Source organism: Rhodovibrio salinarum DSM 9154 (assembly GCF_000515255.1).
Lineage (GTDB): Bacteria > Pseudomonadota > Alphaproteobacteria > Kiloniellales > Rhodovibrionaceae > Rhodovibrio > Rhodovibrio salinarum.
Genome location: NZ_KI911559.1, coordinates 541,451 through 563,891 on the forward strand (window position 1 = coordinate 541,451; position 22,441 = coordinate 563,891).

Genomic DNA, 22,441 nt, shown 5'->3' on the forward strand with positions numbered 1-22,441 from the left:
GATGGCGGCGGAAGCCGCCAAACACAAAAATCAGCCGGGCAAGGGCGAGACCGGATCGAGCCCGTCCGCCGGTACCAGCAAGACGGCGAAGATGGCCGCGCAGGACGTGCACGTCTACTACGGACAGGCGCATGCACTGCATGGCATCTCGCTCGATGTCGGGGTAAACGAAGTCACCGCCCTGATCGGGCCCTCGGGCTGTGGCAAGTCGACCTTCCTGCGGTGCCTGAACCGCATGAACGACGTGATCGAGGGCTGCCGGATCAGCGGTCAGGTTACGCTCGACAACGCCGACATCTACGATCCGGCGCTGGATGTCGTGCAGCTGCGCGCCCGGGTGGGGATGGTGTTCCAGAAGCCCAACCCCTTCCCGAAGTCGATTTACGATAACGTGGCCTATGGTCCGCGCATCCACGGTGTGGCGAACACCAAGGACGAGCTGGAGGAGGTCGTCGTCAACTCGCTGCAGCGCGCCGGCCTGTGGGATGAGGTGAAGGATCGCTTGGACCTGCCCGGAACCGGCCTCTCCGGCGGTCAGCAGCAGCGGCTGTGCATTGCCCGCGCGATCGCGGTCAGCCCCGAGGTGATCCTGATGGACGAGCCATGCTCCGCGCTCGACCCGATCGCCACGGCCAAGATCGAGGAGCTGATCGACGAACTGCGCGCGAACTACACGATCGTCATCGTCACCCACAACATGCAGCAGGCCGCGCGCGTATCGCAGCGCACCGCCTTCTTCCACCTGGGCGAGATGGTCGAGGCGGGCGAGACCGAGGCGCTCTTCACCAATCCGAAGGATCAGCGCACGCTGGGCTACATTACGGGCCGGTACGGCTGAGCCGGGCCGGCACATCTATGTGAAGATACGCGCCGGAGGGCCGGCGCCAAGGGAGGTCGCCTTGCAAGGGCAGCAGGAACACATCGTCAAGTCGTTCGACGATCAACTGAAGAACGTCGCCCATCAGATCGCGCGCATGGGCGGCATGGCGGAAAGCCAGTTCTCCAGCGCCGTCGACGCGCTGGCCCGCCGGGACAGCGACCTCGCCGGCCGCGTGGTCAACGCGGACACCGGCCTGGACGGCCTGGAACACCAGATCGAGGAGGAAACGGTCCGCATCCTGGCGTTGCGCCAGCCGGTGGCGACCGACCTGCGGGAGATCATCGCCGCGTTCAAGATCGCCTCCGACACCGAGCGGATCGGCGACTATGCGGTCAACGTCGCCAAGCGCACGCTGGCGCTCAATCAGCTACCGCCGGCGCAGCCGGCCTCCGCCGTGCCGCGGATGGCCAAGCTGGTGCAGTCGATCGTCAAGGATACCTTCGACGCCTATGTCGAACGCGACGCGGAGAAGGCGCTCGACGTCTGGCACCGCGATGCCGAGGTGGACGAGATGTACACCTCGCTGTTTCGCGAACTGCTGACCTACATGATGGAGGATCCGCGGGCGATCACGCCGTGCACGCACCTGCTGTTCATCGCCAAGAACATCGAGCGGATCGGCGACCACGCCACCAACATCGCCGAGACGATCCACTACCTTGTCACCGGGGACTACATCGAGGGCGGCCGGCCGAAGGGCGATACCTCCAGCTACGCCGTCGTCGAGGCGCCGGAGACCGCCGAGGATATCGGGACCGAAAACACGCCGAATTCCGGCGATGGGTCCTCGAACGCCTGAAGGAGGGGCGACTGCAATGAAGCCGCTAATCCTGGTTGTCGAGGACGAGACCGCCCTGGTCACGCTGCTGCGCTACAACCTGGAGCGCGAGGGCTTTCGCGTGATGGCTGCTCAGGACGGTGACGAAGCGCTGATCAGCGCTTCGGAAGAGCGGCCGGACTTGGTGCTGCTGGACTGGATGCTGCCGATCACCAGCGGCCTGGAAGTCTGCCGCCGGCTGCGCCGCCAGCCGGATACGCGCGATGTGCCGATCCTGATGCTGACCGCCCGTGGCGAGGAAGCGGACAAGGTCCGGGGGCTGGATTCGGGAGCGGACGACTACATCACCAAGCCGTTCTCCCCGGCTGAACTGATCGCGCGCATCCGCGCCGTGCTGCGCCGGGCGCAGCCGCAGCTGACCAGCGAGACGCTGCAGTTCGAGGACCTGGCGATGGACCTCGCAGCCCACCGGGTGCGCCGGCAGGGCCGCGACGTGCACCTAGGCCCCACCGAGTTCCGCCTGCTGCGCCATCTCTTGCAGCACCCGGGCCGCGTGTTCACCCGGGAGCAGTTGCTGGACGCGGTTTGGGGGCACGATGTTTATGTCGAACCGCGAACGGTCGACGTCCATATCCGCCGGCTGCGCAAGGCGCTCAACACCGGCGACGAGGCGGACCTGATCCGTACCGTCCGCGCCGCCGGTTACGCCCTCGACCATCCCGCCAATCAGCCCGACAGCGTCGGCAGCGAAAGCGCCGAGGCGGAGCAGGGGTAGACTGAAGGTCGCGCACACTGGTCCTTTCCGCCACGGACGGGAAGGGCCGTTCTTGCACGTCCAGCTACCCCATCCCCATCAGTCGGGTGGCGATCACCGCGGCGGTGATGGCAATTGGGCTCAGCACGGTGGAGGCAACCACAACCGCGCTCGAGAGTTCGACGTTGCCGCGGAACTCGCTGGCGAAGATGGTCACCAACACGCCCACCGGGCCGGCGCTGCCGACCAGCAGAATCGCCTCGACCGACGCCGGCATCTCCAGCAGTAGTAAGGCGGCGGCCGTCAGCAGTGGCGCGATCAGAAGCCGGAGCGCGACCGACACTCCGGCCGTGCCGAGTTGCACGCTCAGCCGGTTTTCCGCCAACTGGGCGCCGAGCGCGAACAGCGCCACGCCGACGTAGGCATCGCCCATCGTCGCCAGCGGTTTGCGGATTGGCTCGATCAACTCGATCCCGGCCAGGTTCAGGCCGATGCCGATCGCCAGTGCGGGAATCAGCGGGGTCTGGAACACGCCCTTCAGGTGCTGGCCGACCGTGCCGCCGCCGCCGAACAGGATCGGGGCCAGCAGCAGGATCATCACCGTGTGGGTCGAGGTGATCACCGCTTGGTGCACGACATAGTCGCTGCCGAAAGCGAGTTCGATCACCGGGATGCCGAAGTTGCCGCTGTTCGGGAAGGCGCAGGCGACCGCCACCACCGCGCGCGCCTTGGGGTCGAGGCCGAGCGCGCGGCCGACCGACCAGCCAAGAGCGAGCAGCAGGGCGAACTGCGCCATCGTGAAGATCACCACGCCCTGAAGCTGGCCCAGCGGCAGTTTCGCTTCCGCCAGCGTCACCACCAGGAAGCAGGGCAGCGTGGCGTAGAGCAGCAGCCGGTTCAGCGAGCGGACGTCGAAGCCCGCGCGGGTCTGCATCACGAAGCCGAGCGCCGCGATCGCGACGATCGGCAAGGTGATCCGGGTGACGACGTCGAACAGCAGGGCCATGCGATGGGGCGTTCACGAAGGGGTGGGGCACGCCCGCGCATCCTGCACACCCCTTGCCAGGGAACAAGGGTGGCCGGTGGGCCGCCGGGTGCTGACACGCCCCGCCCCGAATACGCCGCGACGCGCGGTCTGTCGTCCCGTCAGTCGTCCAGATAGCGGCGCTGGATGTGCCGTTGGAACACCGTTTCGTCGAGCTTCGCGCCGGTGGCCCGTTCCAGGATTTCGTCTGTGGTGAGCGAGCTGCCCAGGCTGTGCACGTTGGTCCGCAGCCAGGCGAGCAGGGTCGAGAAATCGCCCTGGCGCAGGTGCTGCGGGATTTCAGGGTGCGCGGTGGTCGCGGCCTCGAACAGCTGCGCGGCGGCGAGCGCGCCCAGCGTGTAGGTGGGGAAGTAGCCGAACGCGCCGTCGAACCAGTGGATGTCCTGCAGACAGCCCAGACGGTCCTCCGGCGGGGTGATGCCGAGCAGGTCCCGCATGCCGTCGTTCCACGCGCCCGGCAGGTCGTCCAGGCTCATGTCGCCGGCGATCAGCGCGGTTTCCAGCCGATAGCGCAGGATCACGTGGGCGGGGTAGGTCACCTCGTCGGCGTCGACCCGGATGAAGTCGGGTTCGACCTGGGTGGCCAGCCGGTAGAGGTTGTGCGGCTCCCAGGCCGGACCGCTGCCGGCGAAGGTTTCCTGGGCGATCGGCGCCATGAACTGGATGAAGTCGGCCGAGCGGCAGGCCTGCATCTCGATCAGCAGGCTCTGGCTTTCGTGCAGCGCCATGCCGCGCGCCTCGCCGACCGGCTGCCGGCGCCAGTCGGCGGGCAGGTTGCGTTCGTACATCGCGTGCCCGGTCTCGTGTAGCACGCCCAGGATGGCGCTGGTGAAGTCGCTCTCGTCGTAGCGGGTGGTGATCCGCAGATCGTCCGGCACACCGCCGCAGAAGGGGTGTAGCGAGACGTCCAGCCGGCCGTGGCTGAAATTGAAGCCGACCGCCTGCATCAGCCGCTTGCCCAGTTGTTCCTGCTTGGCCTGCGGGAACGGGCCTTCGGGGCGCTGCGGCGGGGTCTGACTGCGCTGCTTCTCCAGCACCCGGGGCAGCGTCTCCGGCAGCCATTGGGCCAGCCGGCCGAATATCTCGTCGATCCGCTGCGAAGAGAAGCCGGGCTCGAACTGGTCGAGCAGCGCGTCGTAAACGCCGAGGCCGAGCGCGTCCGCCTTGGCCTGGCCGGCCTCGCGCGTCAGGTCCAGGACTTCCTGTAGATGGGGCTTCACCTTCTGGAAGTCGTTCTCCGGCCGTGCCTCCCGCCAGGCAAGTTCGCAGCGGTTGGTGGCGCGGCTGATCTGCTCGACCAGGCGCTCCGGCACGGCGGTGGCGTGCAGCCACTGCCGGCGCATCTCCTTCAGGTTGGCGGCCTGCCAGGAGGACAGCTGGTCGCCCTTCGCCTGCGCGTTTTCGAACAGCTCGGCCATCTTGGGGTCGGTCATCATCTGATGGCAGGTGACCTGAAGGGCCGCCAATTGCTCGCTGCGCGCCTCGGCCCCGCCGGCCGGCATCAGGGTGGCCATGTCCCAGTTCAGGACGCCGCCGGCCTCCGACAGCGCGTTCATCCGGCCAAAGCGCGTTTCCAACTCGGCGTAGGCATCGGTCATACCGGGGATGTCTCCTCGCGTTCGCAACGTGTCGGTGGCATAGGGGTCGGCCTAGCCCCCCTCGAAGCCCTGCAGAACGCCGACCGCGTTCACGCCGATCTCCTCGACGGCGTAGCCGCCTTCCATGACGAAGGTGGTCGGCAGGGCGAGCTTGGCCAAGCGCGCGCCGATCGGCGGGAAGTCGGACGTATCCAGGGCGAAGCGGGAGATCGGATCGCCCTTGTAGGTGTCGACACCGAGCGACACGACCAGGGCGTCGGGCGCGTAAGACTCGATCCGCTGGCAGAGCCGCTCCAGCGCGGCCATCCAGGCCTCCGCCGTGGTGCCCCAGGGCAACGGCGCGTTGACGGTGTACCCTTCGCCCGCGCCCGTGCCGGTTTCGTCCGCATGGCCCAGGAAGTAGGGGAACTCCTGCTTCGGATCGGCGTGCAGCGAGCAGAACAGCACGTCCGCGCGGTCCTCGAAGATCGCCTGGGTGCCGTTGCCGTGATGGTAGTCGACGTCCAGCACCGCCACCCGTTCGGCGCCGCGGTCCAATAGGCGTTGCGCGGCGAGCGCGGCGTTGTTCAGGAAGCAGTAGCCGCCCAGCTGGTCGGCCGTCGCGTGGTGCCCGGGCGGCCGGCCGAGCGCGAAGGCGGCACGCGTGCCGTCGGCGACCAGGTCGGCCGCCGTCATCGCAACGTTCGCGCTGGCCCGCGCGGCCGTCCAGGTGCCGGGCGTGATCGGTGTACCGGCGTCGAGCGCGTAGTAGGAGACCTTGCCGTCGATGTGCGTGGGGCAAACGGCGCGCAGGTTGCGCACCGGCCAGATCAGCGGCAGGCAGTCGGTTTCCCCGCCGCGCTCGGCTTCCCACTCGGCCCAGGCGCCTTCGAGGAAGGCGAGGTAGTCCGGTCGATGGATGCGCACCAGCGCCTCGCGGCCGAAGTCCCGCGGCGGCATGATGTCGCCCAGGCCGACCTCTTGGGCGCGCTTGAGCACCATCTCGGCGCGCGCGGGCTTTTCCACCACCGGCATCAGGCGGCCATCGGTCAGTTCACCGCGGCCATGCTGACGGGCGTGGTCGGCGGAATAGACGATCTGCAACGGGACTTACTCCGGAATGTGGCCGCTCGCGTTGACGCGGCTTTCGATGGCGTCCCAGACCTGCGTCTCCAGCGACACACCGTCCAGCCGGTTGATCTCCTGGATGCCGGTGGGGGAGGTCACGTTAATCTCGGTCAGGTAGTCGCCGATCATGTCGATGCCGACGAAGATCTGCCCGCGCTCGCGCAGCGCCGGACCGATCGCGCGGCAGACCTGGCGGTCGCGCTCGGTCAGTTCCGCCCGCTCGGCATAGCCGCCGACGTGCAGGTTGGCGCGCGCGTCGCCCGGCGGGGGAACGCGGTTGACCGCGCCGACCGGCTCGCCGTCGATCAGGATGATCCGTTTGTCGCCCTTGCGGATTTCCGGCAGGTAGGCCTGCACCATAATCGGCTCGCGGTAGAGCCGGGTGAACATATCCAGCAGCGCGCCCAGGTTTTCGTCCTGCTCGGTAATTCGGAAGACGTCCGCGCCGCCGTTTCCGAACAGGGGTTTGAGGATGATGTCCTTTTGCTCGCGGCGGAACTGCCGGATCTGCTCGCGGTCGCTGGTGATCAGCGTCGGCGGCATGAACTCGGCGAAGTGGGTGACGTAGAGCTTTTCCGGTGCGTTGCGCACGTGCGCGGGGTCGTTCACCACCAGCGTATGCGGATGCACCTTTTCCAGCAGGTGCGTGGCGGTGATGTAGGCCATGTCGAACGGCGGGTCCTGGCGCATCATCACCACGTCCATCGCCGCCAGGTCGAGCGTTTCCCAGTCGCCCAGCTGGTAGTGGTTGCCGTGCTCCCGCTTTAGGCGCATCGGCCGGCCGCGGGCGTAGACCCGGCCGTCCCGCAGCGTCAGGGCTTCCGGGGCATAGTGGTACAGGCCGTGGCCGCGGCGCTGCGCCTCCAGCGCCAGCGCGAAGGAGCTGTCGGCGTCGATGTCGATGCCCGACAGGGCGTCCATCTGGAAGGCGACGGCTAGCGAAGACGGCCGGTCCAGCGCGGGGGCCAACGGCTCCTGCAGAGTCGTGCTTTCGCGCCGACCGGAACTGACGCCGGGGGTCTCCTGCGTATGCTTCGGGTCCTCGGCCATAGCGATGGTCCTGCTGACTGGGTGAGATGAGGTTCCGCGTTTTACCTAATGCGGCCGAGGCCCGCCTGGCAACGGGGGCGCGATGATATCCCGCTGTTGCCAGGTGCAAGAAAGAGACCTCTGCGCTTCCCCTGCATGTCCCCGGGGCGCTAGCTGATGCGCCCGCGCAATTGCTGCAGCAGGTTGGCGACGTCGCGCTGTTCGTTCGGGGCCTCGGACAGATGCATCACCTGCTCCAACGCCAAAATCGCGGCGCGTAGGTTGCCCAGGTGGGCGTGCAGCAAGCCGGCCTCGTGCCATAGACTGGGCTCGCCCGGGGCGATCATCAGCATCGCCTCGAGCGCTTGCACCGCTAGGTCGCGGTGCTCGTCATGCAGCAGGCGAACCTTACGGTTGTTCTGCAGGCGCAACAGCATCGCCCGGTTGCCGAGCGGCGCGTAGTGCTCCGGGGACAGGTCGGCCCCCGGCCCCTCGATCGCGGTCAACAGCTCGCGCAGGTCCCGGGCGCCCAGGGGGCGCAGGCCGTCGAACGGGTCGAGCACGGCGCGCTCGGCCCCCAGGTTCATGGACAGCAGGAAATGGCCGGGGAAGTTCAGGCCGTCGATGTGCCAGCCCTGCGCCCGCCCGGCATGGATGAACAGGATGGCGAGCGCGACCGGCAGGCCCTTCCGCCGATCGATCACCCGCAGCATGTTGGCGTTCTGCAGATCGTCGTAGGTGTCGCGGTCGCCCTGATAGCCGTAGCGCTCGACCAGCACCTCGGCGAGCGCCCGCGCCCGGGCGGCGAGGTCGTCGGTCCCGGCCGCCTGGGCCGCCTCGGCGACGTCGCGGGTCAGCAGGCTGAGGTGATGGCGGTAGCGGTTGAGGCGCGGCTCCGGCACGTCCAACGCACCCAGCGCAAGCGCGGTCTCGGCCAGGTCGATGTCGGTGTCCGGCCGGCCGCCTGCGCGGCGAAGGATGCCTTGCGCTTCCGCCAGATCATTCATGCGTCGAGGTCGGTCTCCGTCACCGGCTCGGTAGCGGTGGGGGGCTCATTGGAGGTGGACGGTGTGTCGGAGCGGGAGGGGGCGTTGGTTCCGGGCGTCTGATCATCCTGCGTCGTGGGCTGCTGGCGGCGGTCGTTCGGCTGCTCGGCCGTGTCGCCGCCACCCTGCAGCTTGGGTTCGCGCGGTTCGGTCTTGACCTGCACGTAGCTGACCACCTTGCGGACGTTGGCCAGGCCGCGGGCGTGGTTCAACACGCGCTGCAGTTCCTGGTCGGTCTGCGCGATGCCGATGATGTAGATGACACCGCGTACCGTCTGGATCGAATAGTTGATCGAGCTGACCTCGGCGTCCAGCAGGAGGTCGGCCTTCAGCTGGGTGGAGATCCAGGTATCCTCGGTATAGTCGCCGACCGAGCTGTCGCCGATCTGCACCTCGTTGATCACTTCCTTCACACCGTCGGCTTTCCAGGCCAGCTCGATCGCCTTGGCGCGCATTTCCTCGGTCGGCATCACGCCGGTGACCAGCACCCGGCCGTTCTGCACCTGCAGGCCGGCCTTGCGGTACAGGACCTCGTCCTCCTTCAGCCACAGGTCGTTGATCTGGATGCGGATGCGGCTGTCCTCGACCGCTCCGCCAAGGCCGCGGTCCTGGAAGCCGGCGACGCCGGCGGTGGCTCCGGCGCCAACCGCCACGCCGGCAGGGGTACAGGCCGCAAGGCCGAGCGGTGCGGCCAGGCAGAGCGCCGCGGCGATTTGGGCGGTCCGGCGGGAACGCAGGCGCATCCGGGGGCAGGTCATGGCGGTCGGAGTCTCCGGGGATTTCAGGGGGTTTGACGCAACTTTTTACCCATACGTCCAGGCCCAGGCCAAGCGGCGAAGCTGTGATGACTGGTGCTGCCAGACCGCGCCACCGGTCATTCCCGGGTCACACGCTCAAGCGCTCGTCCGCATCCGGGCGCCAGGCGTCCGTAATGTGCTGTGGCCATTGGCCGGGCGCGAGCAGTACGGCGTCGAAGCGCAGGTTCAGCGTCGCCAGGTCGGGCCGGCGTGCCAGGAAGACCTGGCCGGCGCGGGCGATTCGCTGGCGCTGGCGCGGAGTGATCGCCATGGCGGCCTGATCCCGGGTCGCGCGGGTCTTGACTTCGATCAGGGCCAGCACCCGGCCGCGCCGGGCGATCAGATCGACCTCCCCGACCGGGGTGCGCAGGCCACGCGCGAGGATTCGGTAGCCCTTCAAGCGCAGCATCCAGGCCGCCGTGGCTTCGGCCCCGCGGCCGCGCTGTTCGGCGGCCCGGCGCGCCTGGGTCGGGCGCGTCATCGCCGGCCCCCCGGTTTGAGGTGCAGGGCGCGGTCATAGACCTGTTTCTTCTTCCAGCCCGTCTCGGCGGCAACCGCCGCGGCGGCGTCACGCACGCTCATGGTTTCCAGGGCGGTGCGCAGGCGTGCGTCGACCGTCTCGGCGTCGGCGATCAGTGCCTCGGCCGATGGCGGCGCGACCACGATCACGATTTCGCCCTTCGGCGTCTCGCGGAACCGCGTTGCCAGCTCCGGCAGGGGCGCGCGGATCAGCTCCTCGAAGCGTTTGGTGAGCTCGCGTCCGACGGCCGCGTCGCGGGGGCCGAGCAGGTCCGCCATGTCGGCCAGGCTGCGTTCGAGGCGCTGAGGCGATTCGTAGAATACCAGGCTCGCCTTCAGGCCGCGCAGTTCCTCCAGAACGGCCCGGCGCTGTCCCTGTTTCGACGGCAGGAAACCCTGGAAAAAAAAGCGGTCGGTCGGCAGCCCGGCGATCGCCAGCGCCGCCAGCGCCGCGCTCGCGCCGGGCAGGGCGCGTACCGGGTGCCCGGCGTCCTGGACATCGCGCACCAGCTTGTAGCCAGGATCGGAGATCAGCGGGGTCCCCGCGTCGGAGACCAGGGCCAAGGCCTGCCCTTGCGACAGGCGTTGCAGCACCTCCGGCCGGCGTTGCTCGGCATTGTGCTCGTGATAGGAGATCAGCGGTGGGCGCAGGCCGTAGACGTCCATCAGGCGCCGGGTCACCCGCGTGTCCTCGCACAGCACGGCGTCGACCCGCGCGAGGTGATCGGCGGCACGAAAGGTCAGGTCGCCCAGGTTGCCGATCGGCGTGGCGACGACATACAGCCCGGCGCTCAGGGGCGGGCGTGCCGCCGTGCGCGCGTCGGCGTGTTGGGGCGCGGTCTGTGGGGGTGTTGTGTCCGCTGCGCTGTCCGCTTGCGAGCCCTCGGGCCCCCCGGTAGGCTCACCGCCGGAAGCGGCGGCAGAGGCGCCACCGCCATCTCGGACCGGTCCGTCCCCGACCGGCGAAGGATTATGTGGAGCAGCGAACCGTGCTTGACGCGACATGCCGTGACGACGGGCCTTTGCGGATGCTGCGCGGTGCTTTGACCGCGGCGGGCGTGGCGACGCTCGTGCTGCTGGGTGCCTGCGCGCCGACGACGGAACAGGGTGCACCGCCCGGCGCTGCGTCGCAAGACGAGACCACCGGGGCGGAGCAGCCACCGGCTGAGCCGCGGATCAGCGTCGAGCAGGTGCTGGAAGACGCGCTCACCGCGCCGCAGGAGTTCCAGCTGACTCCGCCGGAGGCCGAGGGGCTGCCGCCGCATCGCGTGGGTCTGCTGCTGCCGCTTTCGGGACCGCGCGCCGACCTGGGCCAGGCGATGCTGCGCGCGGCGGAACTGGCGATGTTCGACATTGCGGACGATCAGTTCGCGCTGGTCGTGCGCGATACCAAGGGCACCCCCGAAGGGGCCCGCCGCGCCGCGGAGGAGGCCATCGCCGCCGGTGCCAACCTGCTGCTCGGGCCTGTTTTCTCCAGTTCGGTGGATGCCGTCGCGCCGGTTGCCGAGGGCGGTCGGGTGCCGGTGGTGGCCTTTTCCAACAACCGGGAGGTCGCGCGCCCCGGCGTGTGGGTGACCGGCCTGCTGCCAAGCGAGCAGGTCGACCGGATCGTCGGGTACGCCGCGTCACAGGGCAACCGGAGCTTCGCCTTGCTGGCGCCGGACAACCGCTACGGCGAACTGATCCGGCAGGCGATGCGCGAGGCGACTGACAAGCACGACGTTGCGCTGGTCGACAGCCGACTGTTCGATCCCGATGCCCGCGATATTTCCGAGCCGGTCAAGGAGCTTTCAGACTATAGCCGGCGGCAGCGGGAGTTGAAAAACCGGATTGCGGAGCTTGAGCGACAGAGCGGGTCACAGGCAGCGCGTGAGCTGCGCCGTCTGAAGAATTTGGATGCGCTGGGCAAGGCGCCGTTCGATGCCGTGCTGTTCCCAATTGGCGGCAGCAAACTGCGCCAATTGGCCCCGACGCTCCCGTATTACGACATCGACCCGGATGAGGTGCAGTTCCTGGGAACGGCGCAGTGGTCGGGCTTGTCGCTGGCCGGGGACCCCACGCTGCAGAGTGGCTGGTACCCCGCGCCCCCGCCGGAGAGCCAGGCGCGTTTCGAGCAGCGGTATCGCACCGTCCAGGGCACGCCGCCGCCGGATGTGGCCGCGCTTGCCTACGACGCGACGGCGCTCGCCGCGCTGATGGCCCGTCGGGCGGTGCGTGAAGGCACGCCGCCGTTCCGCGTCTACACCGAGGAAACGCTGACCCAGCGTAACGGCTTTGCCGGCGTAAACGGGCTGTTCCGCCTGAACACGGACGGCCTGGTCGAACGGGGCTATGCGGTGATGCGTGTCACCTCGGATGGTCCTGAGGTGCTAGATCCCGCCCCGTCCAGCTTCGTGGGGCCGACCAACTAGGCCGTGACCCAACTCCTGCGCATGAAAGCGTAAAAAAAGGACCGTCGGTCGTGACACGACCGCGGTCCTTTATTTTTGTCCGTTGACGCGAGCCTACCCTGTCAACTTGCCCTGTGTGATGGAACGGTACGGCGCGTGAGCTATGCAGTCAAGTCAAAGCTGTCCGGGTCAAAAGGAGTAGCGCTCACGGGGCTGTCATACAGGCGGCAGGGGACGCAGAGATAACCGCAGCACATAAAAATACCGCCGGTGCGGTACACGCACCGGCGGCAAGGACAGGGAGGCTACTCTCAAGGCGCGCGCCGCCGGTCCGTAGCGGGGAGGGGAGGCTGTTGGACCGGCGGCCTCGGGGTCGAGGGGAGGGATAACCCCGTGCGCACTTTCGGTTCTAAACTCTCCGACCTAACGAATGGTTAACAGCGCGCAGAAAAATCGCAGGGCGTTAACACATGCCCGATCGCAGGGAGAGATGAGCGGGGTGGTCGCTGGCGTGGATGGCTGCCGGGGTGGTTGGCTTGCCGTGCGCCTCGACCTCGCTGACGCTCGGGTGACGAGTGCGCTCTACCCGGACTGGCCAGCACTGGCGCAGGCCCTGAGCGGCATGGCGCGGATCTGCGTCGACATGCCGATCGGGCTGGCCGAAATCGGTGCACGTCCTTGCGACCAGGCAGCCCGGGCGCTGCTGCCCCGGTGGCGCAAGCCAAGCGTCTTCGCCCCGCCGCGACGCTACATGCTGAGGCTGGACTTCGAGGCCGTGCGCGCGGCGGCACGCACGCGCGGCGATGCCGGGCTGTCGATCCAGGCGTTCAACATCATGCCCAAGATCGCGGACCTCGACGCGGCTCTGTCTCCGAGCGACCAGGAGCAGGTGCTGGAGGCGCATCCGGAACTCGCGTTCCAGCGCCTCAACGGGGGTGCCGCGTTGCCGCGCAAGGCGGACCGCGCGGGCCGGACTGTTCGCCGTGATCTCCTGGTTTCCGCAGGGCTGAGCGAGATCGACGGGTTGCTCAGCGCACACCCGCGCAGCCAGGCCAAGATGGATGACGTGCTGGATGCCGGCGTCTGTGCCCTGGTCGCCCGCGATCAGCTCGCGGGCCGGGCCCGACGCGTGCCGGAGACCACGCCGGACCGCGATGCCCGCGGGCTGCGCATGGAGATCTGGTACTGAAGACCGCCGAGCGCGGAGCGTTACTGCGCGGTCCAGCCGCCATCGATCTTGACCTCAGCACCCGTGATCGTGCGCGCTTCCTCCGAGCACAGGAAGATGCAGTACGCCCCGATCTGCTCCGGGGTGACGAACTCCAGCGCCGGCTGCTTTTCCGCCAGCAGGTCGTGTTCGGCCTGCTGAACCGAACAGTTCTGCTCCTGCGCCTTCTTCTCGATCTGCTGCTCGACCAGCGGGGTCTTCACCCAGCCGGGGCAGATGGCGTTACAGGTGATGCCGCTCTGCGTGGTGTCGAGCGCGGTCACCTTGGTCAAGCCGACCACGCCGTGCTTGGCGGCGACGTAGGCGGCCTTGCCCTTGGAGGCGACCAGGCCATGGGCGCTGGCGATGTTGATTACCCGGCCCCAGCCTTTTTCGCGCATCTTCGGCAGAGCGGCGTGGGTGGTATGGAAGCAGTGGTTCAGGTTGATCTGCACCACCTGTTCGAACTTCTGCGGGTCGAACTCGTCGATTGGGGCGACGTGCTGGATGCCAGCGTTGTTGACCAGCACGTCGACGCTGCCGAACTGCTGGATCGCGTTTTCGACCATCTGCTGGATCTGATCCGGCTTGGACATGTCGGCGTCGGAATAGGTCACCGTGACGCCGTTTTTCTCCGCCATGTCCTTGCGGATGCGCTCGATCTCGTCGGCATCGCCGAAGCCGTTGAGCACGATGTTGGCGCCCTGGGCGGCCAGCGTGTGGGCGATGCCGAGCCCGATCCCGCTGGTCGAACCAGTGACCAGCGCCGTCTTGCCGTTCAGCATGGAAAGTCTCCTTGAGAGCGTAGCCTTGAACAAAGAATGGCTTGGGGCCTCGAGCCTCCGGTCCGTTGGACCCTATGGCTGCGCGGCCAAGTCCCTCTGGTCCGGAGATGGGAACTGCCGCAGGGCTCGGCAATCGGGGGCGAGGCCAGACAATGCGCAGGCTTGGCGCCAGGCCGTTGGTGCGCCAGGATCGGACCCACCATGAGCAACGATCAGATCCTGGCCTGGGCGATTCTTCTGTTCGGATTCGTGCTGCCGCTGGCGCATGTGGCGCTCGCGCGCGCGAGCGGTCCCTGGAGCCCGCCGCCGGGCAGCAAATGCCCGTTCGGCCCGCGCATCGGCTGGCTGGTGATCGTGCTGATCCTGGGCCCGCTCGGCTGGCTGCTCTACATGCGCCGGCGCGGCGGGTAATCAGAAACCAGGGTCACCACCAAGACACAAAGACACAAAGACACAAAGACACTAAGGTTGGCCTTTCTGTGGTGCCTCCCTCTTTCTTAGAGTCTTCGTGTCTTGGTGGTGAGAAAAACTTACTTATACTGCTTGAGCGCCTCGCGGGCGAGTTCGTCGGCGCGTTCGTTTTCGGGATGGCCGGCGTGGCCCTTGGTCCAGGCCCATTCGACCTCGTGGGTCTTGCGCGCGGCTTCCAGGCGTTGCCAGAGGTCCTTGTTCTTGACCGGCTTGTTGTCGGACGTCTTCCAGCCCTTGCGCCGCCAGTTGTGGATCCACTGGGTGATGCCCTGGCGCAGGTAGTTGCTGTCGGTGACGATCTTCACCCGGCGGTTCTCGCCCTTGATCGTCTCCAGCACCTGGATCGCGGCCATCAGCTCCATGCGGTTGTTGGTGGTCTCGCTCTCGCCGCCGGACAGTTCTTTCTCGTGTCCGCGCCAGCGCAGGATCGCGCCCCATCCACCGGGTCCGGGGTTGCCGGAGCAGGCGCCATCGGTAAAGGCCTCGATCAGGGTGGACTCGTCGTCGTTGGTTGCCGTCATGCGGTCCGTGTCGTCTCGCGCAGTGGATGGAAGAAGGCCGTGAAGGCGGCGTTGGTCGCTTAGGTCAGGCCATACGCGCCCGGCCCGCGGACCGCGCGGTGGAAACGCAGCTTGCGCAGGTACTCGCGCGGGTCCTTGGGCGCGACGTAGGCGCCTTCCGGATGATTCAGCCAATCGAACAGGCGGGTCAGAAGGAAGCGCATCGCCGCGCCCTGGGCGAGGATAGGGAGCGCCTGCAACTCCGCTTCCGAGAAGGGGCGGACTTCCTGGTAGGCTTGCAGCAGCGCGCGCGCCTTGGTGGCGTTGAACTCGCTGTTGGTCTCGAAGCACCAGGCGTTGAGACAGACCGCGAGGTCGTAGGCCAGCTGGTCGTTGCAGGCGAAGTAGAAATCGATGAAGCCGGACAGCTCGCCCTGGTGGAAGAAGACGTTGTCCGGAAACAGGTCGGCGTGGATCACGCCCTCCGGCAGCTGAGCCGGCCAAGCCTGTTCCAGCCCCTCCAGCTCGGTCTGCAACTCGTTCGACAGGCCGCTTTCGATTTCGTCCGCGCGCGCGCCGCAGGCATCCAAGAGCGGCCGCCAGCCCTGCACGCTCAGGTCGTTGGTCCGGGTCAGCGGAAAATCGCGCCCGGCCGCATGCATCTGCGCGATCGCCCGACCCAGCTTGCGGCAGTGGTGGACATCGATGCGCTTGGGCCACATGCCCTGCAGGAAGGTGACGATCGCCGCCGGCCGGCCGCACAGTTCGCGCAGCGCCTCCCCGTCGCGTCCATGGATCGGCGTGGGGCAGCGGATGCCACGGGCGGCCAAATGATCCATCAGGCCCAGGAAAAACGGCAGATCGTCGCGCTTCACCCGCTTTTCGTAGAGGGTGAGGATGTAGGTGCCGGTGGTCGTGGAGAGCAGGAAGTTCGAGTTCTCCACGCCCTCGGCGATCCCCTTCATGGAGACCACCTCGCCCAGGTCGTACTCCTGAAGGAAGGCCGCGACGTCGTCGTCGGTGACCTCGGTATAGACGGCCATGCGTGCCTGGACGATCAACTACTCGCCGGACCGCGCAGGGGCCGGCCGAAGGGGTGGATGGGATGGAGTCGTGCGGAGGCGCCAGTTGCCTCTAGCGCGCCGGCGAGGCCGTAACCGGTTCGGTGTCGGTCAGCGCGCGCGGCAGCTTGAACTGGATGTTCTCGTCCGTCACCCGGACTTCCTCCACCGTGACCTCGAAGCGCTCCCGGCAGGCGGCGATCACTTCCTCGACCAGAATCTCCGGGGCGCTGGCGCCTGCGGTGATGCCCAGGCTTTCGACACCGTCCAGCTTCGACCAATCGATGTCGCGGGCGCGCTGGACCATGAATGATGGGACGCAGCCACGCCGCTCGCCGACCTCGACCAGACGCTGGGAGTTCGACGAGTTGGGCGCCCCCACCACCAAGAGCGCCTGGGCGGAATTGGCGATCGTCTTGACCGCTTCTTGCCGGTTGGTGGTGGCGTAGCAGATGTCTTCCTGCTTGGGCGTCGAGATGTTCGGGAAACGGCGCTGCAGCACCTGAACGATATCGGCCGTGTCGTCGACCGACAGCGTCGTCTGGGTGACGAAGGCGAGGTTGTCGGGGTCCGTCACCTCGAGCCGTTCGGCATCCTGCGTGTCCTGCACCAGCTTGATCGCGTGTTCGGGCAGCTGGCCCATGGTGCCTTCGACCTCCGGATGGCCGGCGTGGCCGATCAGGATCACCACCTTGCCCTTGGTATGCTGACGTTCCGCCTCGCGGTGGACCTTGGAGACCAGCGGGCAGGTTGCGTCCAGGTAGAACATCCGGCGCCGTTCGGCCTCCTGCGGCACGGCCTTGGGCACACCGTGGGCGGAGAATACCACCGGCTTGTCGACCGGCACTTCGTCCAGCTCGTCGACGAAGATCGCGCCCTTCTTCTCCAGCTGTTCCACCACGTAGCGGTTGTGCACGATCTCATGCCGGACGTAGACCGGCGCGCCGTACTTCTGCAGCGCCCGTTCGACGATGTCGATGGCGCGCTCGACGCCGGCACAGAAGCCGCGCGGTCCGGCAAGGTAGATGGTCAGCGGCGGTTTGCTCATGACGTGGCTGCGGTCCTCAGTTACCGCGGGATCGAAAGATGGCGGGCGGCCGGTTCAGAAGCGGATGCGCGAACCGTCGCCAGCCTTGTGCGCGCCGGTGCCCTTTCATAAAGTCCGCCCGGCCGCGTGAATTCGCATTCGGCGTGGACAGTAACCCAAGATCGCCGCCAGAAGGAACCCCGCATGGCCGACCGCATTCCCGCTCAGAAGGCGCCTTATTCGCTCCAGCTGGAAGCCGGCAAGACCTATGCTTGGTATGCCTGCGGCAGGTCCAAGAATCAGCCTTTCTGCGATGGAACGCATTCCGGAACGGGGCTGGCGCCGAAGGTGTTCAAGGCCGAAGAAACGCGTACGGTTGCGCTGTGCGGGTGCAAGCAGACCGGCGACGCACCGTTTTGCGACGGCACGCACGCTCAGCTATAAACCGCCCGTTCGATCCGAGTATTCCCTTTGTCCAATGAGGTGATTGCGCGTGCCGTCCCTGTTTTTCTGCCGCGCCGCTATTCGTCCTGTGAGCCTGTCCCTGGCCGCGTTGCTGGCCCTGGCAGGCTGTGCCAGCGATGGCCCGACCACACCGCTGGTCTGCCCGTCGGCCGTGAAGCCCGAGGAGAGTGCGCAACTGGTCGCTTTCGACGGCCCCGGGCGCGACCTGACCGATGTGCGCTTCGACCTACAGGTGACCGACGTCGCACTGACCTGCGAATTGGAGCGGGACGAAGATCAGCGCACGCTGGAAACCGAGCTCGGGATCCGGCTGATGGCCGAGAAGGGGCCGGCGAACCGCGAGGGGCGGGCCGTGGGGCAATACTATGTCGCCGTGACGGATCCGGACGGCGCGCTGCTGTCGCGCCAGACCTTCGACATCGAGATCGAACTGCCCGGCAACCAGACACGGGGCGTTGAGTCGCAGTATCTCTCGCCCACCATTCCCGTCGCTGAAGGCGCGGCGACCGACGGCTACACGATCTATGTTGGCCTCGTCCTGACGCCGGAACAGCTGCGCTACAACCGTGCGAACCTTCGCGACTAAACGCTCGGCTTTTGCGTGACCCGCGTTGTGTCAATCACGCGACGCGTGATTGTCGGTCTTTATTTAACCAAGCTTCTATGGTGGCCTTTCGACCGTGCTTAACTGCCGCGCGGGTATTTCTGGACGAGACCACGCGCGGCGGCTTAGATATCGCACCGTCAGCTGCACACATCTGCCTTGAACCAAGGGGGTTAAAAACATGACTTTCCGTATCGCCAAGACGCTCGGCATCGTGGCCGTCCCGGCGCTGCTCGTGGCCGGCTGCGCCCAGACCAGCGAGGATCTGCAGTCCCAGGTCGAGAGCAACACCCAGACCGCGCAGAGCGCGCAGCAGACCGCCCAGCAGGCGCTGGAAGAGGCCCGCGCTGCGCGTGAGGCCGCCGAGGAGGCGCAGCGCAACGCCGAGCAGGCTCAGCGCGCCGCCGAATCCGCGAACGAGAAGAGCCAGCGGATGATGCAGAAGTCGATGCAGAAGTAAGCATCGGCCGCTGCACGCGGTTCTCCGTCTTGCCGATCCGGCATGACGGAGGCTTATGAAAAGGCCGCACCGGTTTGTCCGGTGCGGCCTTTTTGATTCCGGTCAGCGGTCCGGAGGCTATGGTCACCGTGGTCGCGGAAACCCGGTTTATCCGGGCGCTGGTCGCGGTCCGATCGGGTACCGGGGTCACCCGCCGATCAGTGCGACCTGGACAGAATCGACTTCGGAGTCCGGGATCACGCGTTGAGCGATCGCTTGCCGACGCAGGCGTGCGCCGTCGAACGCCCGCAGACCGTTGTGTTGCATCAGGGCGTGCAGCTTGCGCACATAGGCTTGGCCTTCCTCGGAATAGCGCGTCAGCGCCTCGGCCAACTGGTAGCCGTCGATCCGGCGGCCCCGCGCGCGCATCTGGGCGCGTTTCTGGCGCAATTCGGCGTAGGCGCCTGTGGTGTTCAGGTTGCGCACGTAGGCCTGCACCGACTCGAGCAGACTGTCGAACGCCCGTACCTTGAACCCATCGGCCTTTTTCGGATCGATCCCCGGGGTGTCGGCGCTCCAGGTGCGTTGGCCGAACAGGGCGTTGCCCACTCGGGCGAAGCGGGATGTTCCCCAGCCGCTTTCCAGAATCGATTGCGTGATCGCGAGCGATGGCGGCACGGCGTCAACGCGCGTCAGCAGTTTGTCGAAGTCGATCTCTTGCGGGGTTTCCGCTTCCAGGCGGTAATGCGCGGCCGTTTGCATCAGCCAAGACCGGTCCGCCCCGCTCAGGTGGTCGAGGCGTGCGTGCAGACTCTGAATCCGTGCCCGGTCGGTCAGCACCCGCTCGTTCGCCTTAAGCACGAGCGGCAGCATCAGGCGCACGAACAGCTTCTTCTTCGCTTCGACCGGTGCAAAGTCCTTGAGGCCGTCCGGGAGGTCCTCGACGAAGACACGCGGCACCTCGCGCCCGCCTTCACGCAGGCTGTCCAGCTCGTAGCTCAACGTTTTGAAGTAGTTGGCGAGCGGACGCGGGCCGTTCGGCAGGCGGACCATTGCCCAGGTCTGCCCCTCCGCCGTCATGGGGCGCTGGACCAGACCTTCCGCATCCAGCAGTTCGGCGATCTCCGGGCTGTATTCGACGCTGGCATGGCGCGTTACCGGCCCGCCCAAGATGACCGTAAGCGCCATCGTCCCGGCTGCCAGAACGGCGAGGCCCAGAGCGACTCGCTCGCGCTTGGGGCCAATCAATTTGTGCACCAAGCCTTTGGAGGTGTCGGCTTGTGTTGAGGTCTCGTCGGACAATCGGGGGTCGGACAGCCGTGCGGACTGACTCATCGACGGGTCGCCTCCTTGTTATTGTCGGGCGGCGGACATGCCACTTTGATGTCAAACGACCATGTCGTCTGTGTGGCTTTCTTGCAACCTTCTGGATTCGCCGGGTTTTCGTAACAAATCCCGGTCGAGGCCAAAAAATCGGTAGGTGGTAGGAGGTTACCATGGCGCGCGGCAGATCGGCGCGCGGCCTCGTTACGCAGGCGAAATGGACTGAATCTGAGGAATCGCTGTCAGACGATGCTGGCGATGTCGGATTCGCCAAGGTTGCCGGGGACCACGGTCATCGGGATCCGCAGCTTGCCCACCAGCTTGCCGGTCAGGGCCGAAATCAGCGGACCCGGGCCGCCCTGGCCGGTAGAGGCCCCCAGGACCAGGATGGAGATCGCTGGTTCCTCCTCGATCAGGCGGATCAGCTCGTCGTGGCGCTGCCCCTCGCGCAGAAACAGGATCGGCGTGCTCCCCGACCATTGCTGCGCCTTGGCGGCGTAGCGTTGCAGCAGTTTCTCCGCCTCCGCGCGCGATTCGTGACGCATCAGATCGCCCACGGCCATCCAGTTCTGGAAGTCGTTCGGCTCCAGCACGTGCAGGAGCGCGACGCGTCCGCCGGTGTGCGCCGCCCGGCCGCAGGCGAAGCGCAGGGCGACCTCCATCTCCTCGGTTTCGTCGACGACGACCAGGAAGACGCGGCGCTCGCTTCCGCTGGCGCCGCTGGGATAGTCGGCGAAGGGTTTTTCGAAACTGTCGGCGCTCATGGGGCGGCGCTCACGACTTGAGACAGACAAGGGCGGACGGGATCAGGCTTTCCGGAACAGGGCATAGCCGCCCCATCCTGCCAGCAGCGCGACGAGAATCGCAACGAGCCCGTACACCGCACCGTAATTGTAGGCGAATCGGGTCAGGGTGGCTTCCATCCCGACTTTCGAGACGATCAGCGGCGTCGTCTGGGCGCTCACGACCTGACCGTCGCGCAGCAGATAGGTCTCCACCTGGTAGCTGCCGGTGGGCACGTTGGCCGGGAAGTAGACCTCGGTGCGGAACAGGCGGGCGCCGAGAAAGACCACCCGGCGCACGTCAGCGGAAAACAGGCCCTTGCGTTGCTTGGCGCGGATCATGGCATCGCGCCATTCCTCGGCGACATTGGGACTGGCCTTGGCTGGTGGCAGCGGGAGATCGAGCGCGTCCAGTCCGATGCCGTTGCGCTGGCGGACCTGCGGTGAGGCGATTTCGGCGAGCGGTCCGCTGGCGGCCACCGCGTAGAAGCTGGGAACGCGGTCGAAGGTCATCGACGCGGTGTTCATCCAGATCCCGGCGACGCGCGATTTGCGTCGCATCGTTACGGGCGTTGCGGGGCCGCGCACCACCACGGCCACCTCGCCGCGCGGGCCGCCGCCCCGTGGCTCCTCAACCGCACCGAACAGCAAGACCTCCGTGCCGGTGAAACCGGTGGTGATCGCCACCAGATGCTTCGACAGGTCGGCGACCATATCCTGCGTTTCGGCGCGCTGGCTGGGCACGCCGGCCAGGACGATCGCGGCCAGCAGCAAGGTGACGATCGGCTGCAGCCGCTGGCTCAGCCGGCGTGTGGGGTGGGGCGCGCTCATGCCCCGATCCCGATCGAATAGATGTCGACCGGCACGCTGACCAGTTCGTAGAGCAGGCGCAGCGCCACTCCGATGACCAGCACGCCCAACAGGATGCGCAGCGCTTCCCCGGGCAGGCGGCTGCCCAGACGGCTGCCGTATTGCGCGCCGACCACCCCGCCCAGGAGCAGCATCAGCGCCAGCACGATATCGACCGTCTGGTTCTGCATCGCCTGCAGGAAGGTGACGTTGGCGGCGACGAAGATGATCTGAAACAGCGAGGTGCCGATGACGATGGAGGTCGGCATGCCGAGCAGATAGATCATCGCCGGCACCAGCACGAAGCCGCCGCCCACGCCCATGATCGCGGAGAGCACGCCCACGCCGAAGCCGATGCCGAGCGGCAGCAGCGCCGACATGTAAAGACGCGAACGGTGGAAGCGCATCTTGAACGGCAGACCGTGCGCCCAGTTGTGCTGGTGCAGCTTGCGCGCGGGCATCTTCCGGCTGGTCCGCCGGAACGCGCGTATCCCCTCCCAGGTCATCAGCACGCCCACCGTGCCGAGCACGAAGACGTAGGAGAGGTTAATCACCAGGTCGATCTGGCCGATGTCGCTCAGCAATTTGAATACGCTGACACCGGAGGTCGAGCCCGCCAGTCCGCCGACCAGCAGCACCGTGCCCATCTTGACGTCGACGTTGCCCCGGCGGAAATGCGCGAGTACGCCCGAAATCGACGAGGCGACGACGTTATTTGCCTGGGTTGCCACCGCAACCGGCGGTGGCACGCCGATAAAGATCAAGAGCGGTGTCATTAAGAAGCCGCCGCCCACGCCGAACAGCCCCGACAGGAAGCCGATCACCCCGCCCAGGCCGAGCAGCAGGAACACATCCAGCGAAAGCTCGGCGATCGGCAGGTAGATTTGCATCGCGTGATCGGCGCAACCGAGGCTGGGGAGAGCGATGTCGGGTCGGGGCGCAACACCGGATCGGCTGCGCGCACCCGCAGACGGATGGGTGTGCC

Annotated in this window: 25 protein-coding genes; 9 read left to right on the forward strand and 16 right to left on the reverse strand. The window is 67.1% G+C overall.

Going from position 1 to position 22,441, the window contains the following annotated elements; genetic code table 11:
• The first annotated feature begins 91 nt into the window (after window positions 1–91).
• The 3 genes from pstB to phoB all read left to right on the forward strand — a co-directional run bounded on the left by pstB (window position 92) and on the right by phoB (window position 2,433).
• Window positions 92–838 carry a phosphate ABC transporter ATP-binding protein PstB gene (pstB, locus tag RHOSA_RS0102535; protein WP_242468752.1) on the forward strand — a complete coding sequence of 249 codons (747 nt, stop codon included), beginning with the start codon at window positions 92–94 and terminating at the stop codon, window positions 836–838.
• 61 nt (window positions 839–899) lie between these two features.
• Window positions 900–1,679, forward strand: coding sequence for a phosphate signaling complex protein PhoU (phoU, locus tag RHOSA_RS19905; protein ID WP_037255578.1), 780 nt, complete (start codon window positions 900–902; stop codon window positions 1,677–1,679).
• A 16-nt stretch (window positions 1,680–1,695) separates the two neighbouring features.
• Window positions 1,696–2,433 (forward strand): phosphate regulon transcriptional regulator PhoB, encoded by a 738-nt coding sequence (gene phoB, locus RHOSA_RS19910; RefSeq protein ID WP_051431717.1) that lies wholly within the window; start codon window positions 1,696–1,698, stop codon window positions 2,431–2,433.
• 64 nt (window positions 2,434–2,497) lie between these two features.
• On the opposite strand, the gene RHOSA_RS0102550 is transcribed toward phoB, so the two are convergent.
• The 8 genes from RHOSA_RS0102550 to rsmI form a co-directional block, all read right to left on the reverse strand.
• Window positions 2,498–3,418 (reverse strand): AEC family transporter, encoded by a 921-nt coding sequence (locus RHOSA_RS0102550; protein ID WP_027287460.1) that lies wholly within the window; start codon window positions 3,416–3,418, stop codon window positions 2,498–2,500.
• Between the two features lie 140 nt (window positions 3,419–3,558).
• Window positions 3,559–5,055: a carboxypeptidase M32 gene (locus RHOSA_RS0102555; RefSeq protein ID WP_027287461.1), complete on the reverse strand. Its 1,497-nt coding sequence runs from the start codon at window positions 5,053–5,055 to the stop codon at window positions 3,559–3,561.
• Window positions 5,056–5,106: 51 nt separating this feature from the next.
• The gene (locus RHOSA_RS0102560; RefSeq protein WP_027287462.1) at window positions 5,107–6,138 is read right to left on the reverse strand and encodes a histone deacetylase family protein; all 1,032 of its coding nucleotides are present in this window, start codon (window positions 6,136–6,138) and stop codon (window positions 5,107–5,109) included.
• A 6-nt stretch (window positions 6,139–6,144) separates the two neighbouring features.
• Window positions 6,145–7,212 carry a glutathione synthase gene (gene gshB, locus RHOSA_RS0102565; RefSeq protein WP_081728395.1) on the reverse strand — a complete coding sequence of 356 codons (1,068 nt, stop codon included), beginning with the start codon at window positions 7,210–7,212 and terminating at the stop codon, window positions 6,145–6,147.
• Window positions 7,213–7,361: 149 nt separating this feature from the next.
• Entirely contained in the window at window positions 7,362–8,198 is an 837-nt protein-coding gene (locus RHOSA_RS0102570; protein WP_027287464.1) for a SirB1 family protein, read from the reverse strand.
• Complete coding sequence (locus RHOSA_RS19915) at window positions 8,195–8,995, reverse strand: BON domain-containing protein (RefSeq protein WP_081728396.1); 801 nt, start codon at window positions 8,993–8,995, stop codon at window positions 8,195–8,197. The genes RHOSA_RS0102570 and RHOSA_RS19915 overlap by 4 nt, the downstream gene beginning before the upstream one ends.
• A 127-nt stretch (window positions 8,996–9,122) precedes the next feature.
• Window positions 9,123–9,515 carry a YraN family protein gene (locus RHOSA_RS0102580; protein ID WP_027287465.1) on the reverse strand — a complete coding sequence of 131 codons (393 nt, stop codon included), beginning with the start codon at window positions 9,513–9,515 and terminating at the stop codon, window positions 9,123–9,125.
• The gene (rsmI, locus tag RHOSA_RS0102585) at window positions 9,512–10,558 is read right to left on the reverse strand and encodes a 16S rRNA (cytidine(1402)-2'-O)-methyltransferase (RefSeq protein ID WP_081728397.1); all 1,047 of its coding nucleotides are present in this window, start codon (window positions 10,556–10,558) and stop codon (window positions 9,512–9,514) included. The genes RHOSA_RS0102580 and rsmI overlap by 4 nt, the downstream gene beginning before the upstream one ends.
• A 23-nt stretch (window positions 10,559–10,581) precedes the next feature.
• On the opposite strand from rsmI, the gene RHOSA_RS19920 reads away from it, so the two are divergent.
• Both RHOSA_RS19920 and RHOSA_RS0102595 read left to right on the forward strand, forming a co-directional pair.
• Window positions 10,582–11,964 (forward strand): penicillin-binding protein activator, encoded by a 1,383-nt coding sequence (locus RHOSA_RS19920; RefSeq protein ID WP_051431719.1) that lies wholly within the window; start codon window positions 10,582–10,584, stop codon window positions 11,962–11,964.
• Between the two features lie 469 nt (window positions 11,965–12,433).
• On the forward strand, window positions 12,434–13,132 hold the full coding sequence (locus RHOSA_RS0102595) for a DUF429 domain-containing protein (protein ID WP_027287467.1): 699 nt from the start codon (window positions 12,434–12,436) through the stop codon (window positions 13,130–13,132).
• A 20-nt stretch (window positions 13,133–13,152) separates the two neighbouring features.
• Here RHOSA_RS0102595 and RHOSA_RS0102600 read toward each other — a convergent pair whose 3' ends face one another.
• The gene (locus RHOSA_RS0102600) at window positions 13,153–13,935 is read right to left on the reverse strand and encodes a 3-hydroxybutyrate dehydrogenase (protein WP_027287468.1); all 783 of its coding nucleotides are present in this window, start codon (window positions 13,933–13,935) and stop codon (window positions 13,153–13,155) included.
• A 201-nt stretch (window positions 13,936–14,136) separates the two neighbouring features.
• On the opposite strand from RHOSA_RS0102600, the gene RHOSA_RS0102605 reads away from it, so the two are divergent.
• Entirely contained in the window at window positions 14,137–14,346 is a 210-nt protein-coding gene (locus RHOSA_RS0102605; RefSeq protein WP_027287469.1) for a hypothetical protein, read from the forward strand.
• A gap of 119 nt (window positions 14,347–14,465) precedes the next feature.
• Here the strand turns inward: RHOSA_RS0102605 and rnhA are convergent, their stop codons facing one another.
• From rnhA to ispH, 3 genes are all read right to left on the reverse strand, one after another.
• Window positions 14,466–14,927 carry a ribonuclease HI gene (gene rnhA, locus RHOSA_RS0102610; RefSeq protein WP_051431720.1) on the reverse strand — a complete coding sequence of 154 codons (462 nt, stop codon included), beginning with the start codon at window positions 14,925–14,927 and terminating at the stop codon, window positions 14,466–14,468.
• Between the two features lie 59 nt (window positions 14,928–14,986).
• On the reverse strand, window positions 14,987–15,949 hold the full coding sequence (locus RHOSA_RS0102615; RefSeq protein ID WP_027287471.1) for a homoserine kinase: 963 nt from the start codon (window positions 15,947–15,949) through the stop codon (window positions 14,987–14,989).
• 91 nt (window positions 15,950–16,040) lie between these two features.
• Complete coding sequence (gene ispH, locus RHOSA_RS0102620; RefSeq protein WP_027287472.1) at window positions 16,041–17,015, reverse strand: 4-hydroxy-3-methylbut-2-enyl diphosphate reductase; 975 nt, start codon at window positions 17,013–17,015, stop codon at window positions 16,041–16,043.
• Between the two features lie 183 nt (window positions 17,016–17,198).
• On the opposite strand from ispH, the gene RHOSA_RS0102625 reads away from it, so the two are divergent.
• From RHOSA_RS0102625 to RHOSA_RS0102635, 3 genes are all read left to right on the forward strand, one after another.
• Window positions 17,199–17,438, forward strand: a complete 240-nt coding sequence (locus RHOSA_RS0102625; protein ID WP_027287473.1) for a CDGSH iron-sulfur domain-containing protein — start codon at window positions 17,199–17,201, stop codon at window positions 17,436–17,438.
• An 88-nt stretch (window positions 17,439–17,526) separates the two neighbouring features.
• Window positions 17,527–18,045 carry a hypothetical protein gene (locus tag RHOSA_RS0102630; RefSeq protein ID WP_027287474.1) on the forward strand — a complete coding sequence of 173 codons (519 nt, stop codon included), beginning with the start codon at window positions 17,527–17,529 and terminating at the stop codon, window positions 18,043–18,045.
• A 199-nt stretch (window positions 18,046–18,244) separates the two neighbouring features.
• Complete coding sequence (locus tag RHOSA_RS0102635) at window positions 18,245–18,523, forward strand: Lpp/OprI family alanine-zipper lipoprotein (RefSeq protein ID WP_051431721.1); 279 nt, start codon at window positions 18,245–18,247, stop codon at window positions 18,521–18,523.
• A 186-nt stretch (window positions 18,524–18,709) separates the two neighbouring features.
• On the opposite strand, the gene RHOSA_RS23925 is transcribed toward RHOSA_RS0102635, so the two are convergent.
• The 4 genes from RHOSA_RS23925 to RHOSA_RS0102655 all read right to left on the reverse strand — a co-directional run bounded on the left by RHOSA_RS23925 (window position 18,710) and on the right by RHOSA_RS0102655 (window position 22,346).
• Entirely contained in the window at window positions 18,710–19,837 is a 1,128-nt protein-coding gene (locus tag RHOSA_RS23925) for a glucosaminidase domain-containing protein (RefSeq protein WP_051431722.1), read from the reverse strand.
• A gap of 230 nt (window positions 19,838–20,067) precedes the next feature.
• Window positions 20,068–20,589, reverse strand: a complete 522-nt coding sequence (locus RHOSA_RS0102645; RefSeq protein ID WP_027287476.1) for a universal stress protein — start codon at window positions 20,587–20,589, stop codon at window positions 20,068–20,070.
• Between the two features lie 42 nt (window positions 20,590–20,631).
• Window positions 20,632–21,438, reverse strand: coding sequence for a TIGR02186 family protein (locus RHOSA_RS0102650; protein WP_037255583.1), 807 nt, complete (start codon window positions 21,436–21,438; stop codon window positions 20,632–20,634).
• Window positions 21,435–22,346, reverse strand: coding sequence for a sulfite exporter TauE/SafE family protein (locus RHOSA_RS0102655; protein ID WP_027287478.1), 912 nt, complete (start codon window positions 22,344–22,346; stop codon window positions 21,435–21,437). The genes RHOSA_RS0102650 and RHOSA_RS0102655 overlap by 4 nt, the downstream gene beginning before the upstream one ends.
• Between the last annotated feature and the right edge of the window lie 95 nt (window positions 22,347–22,441).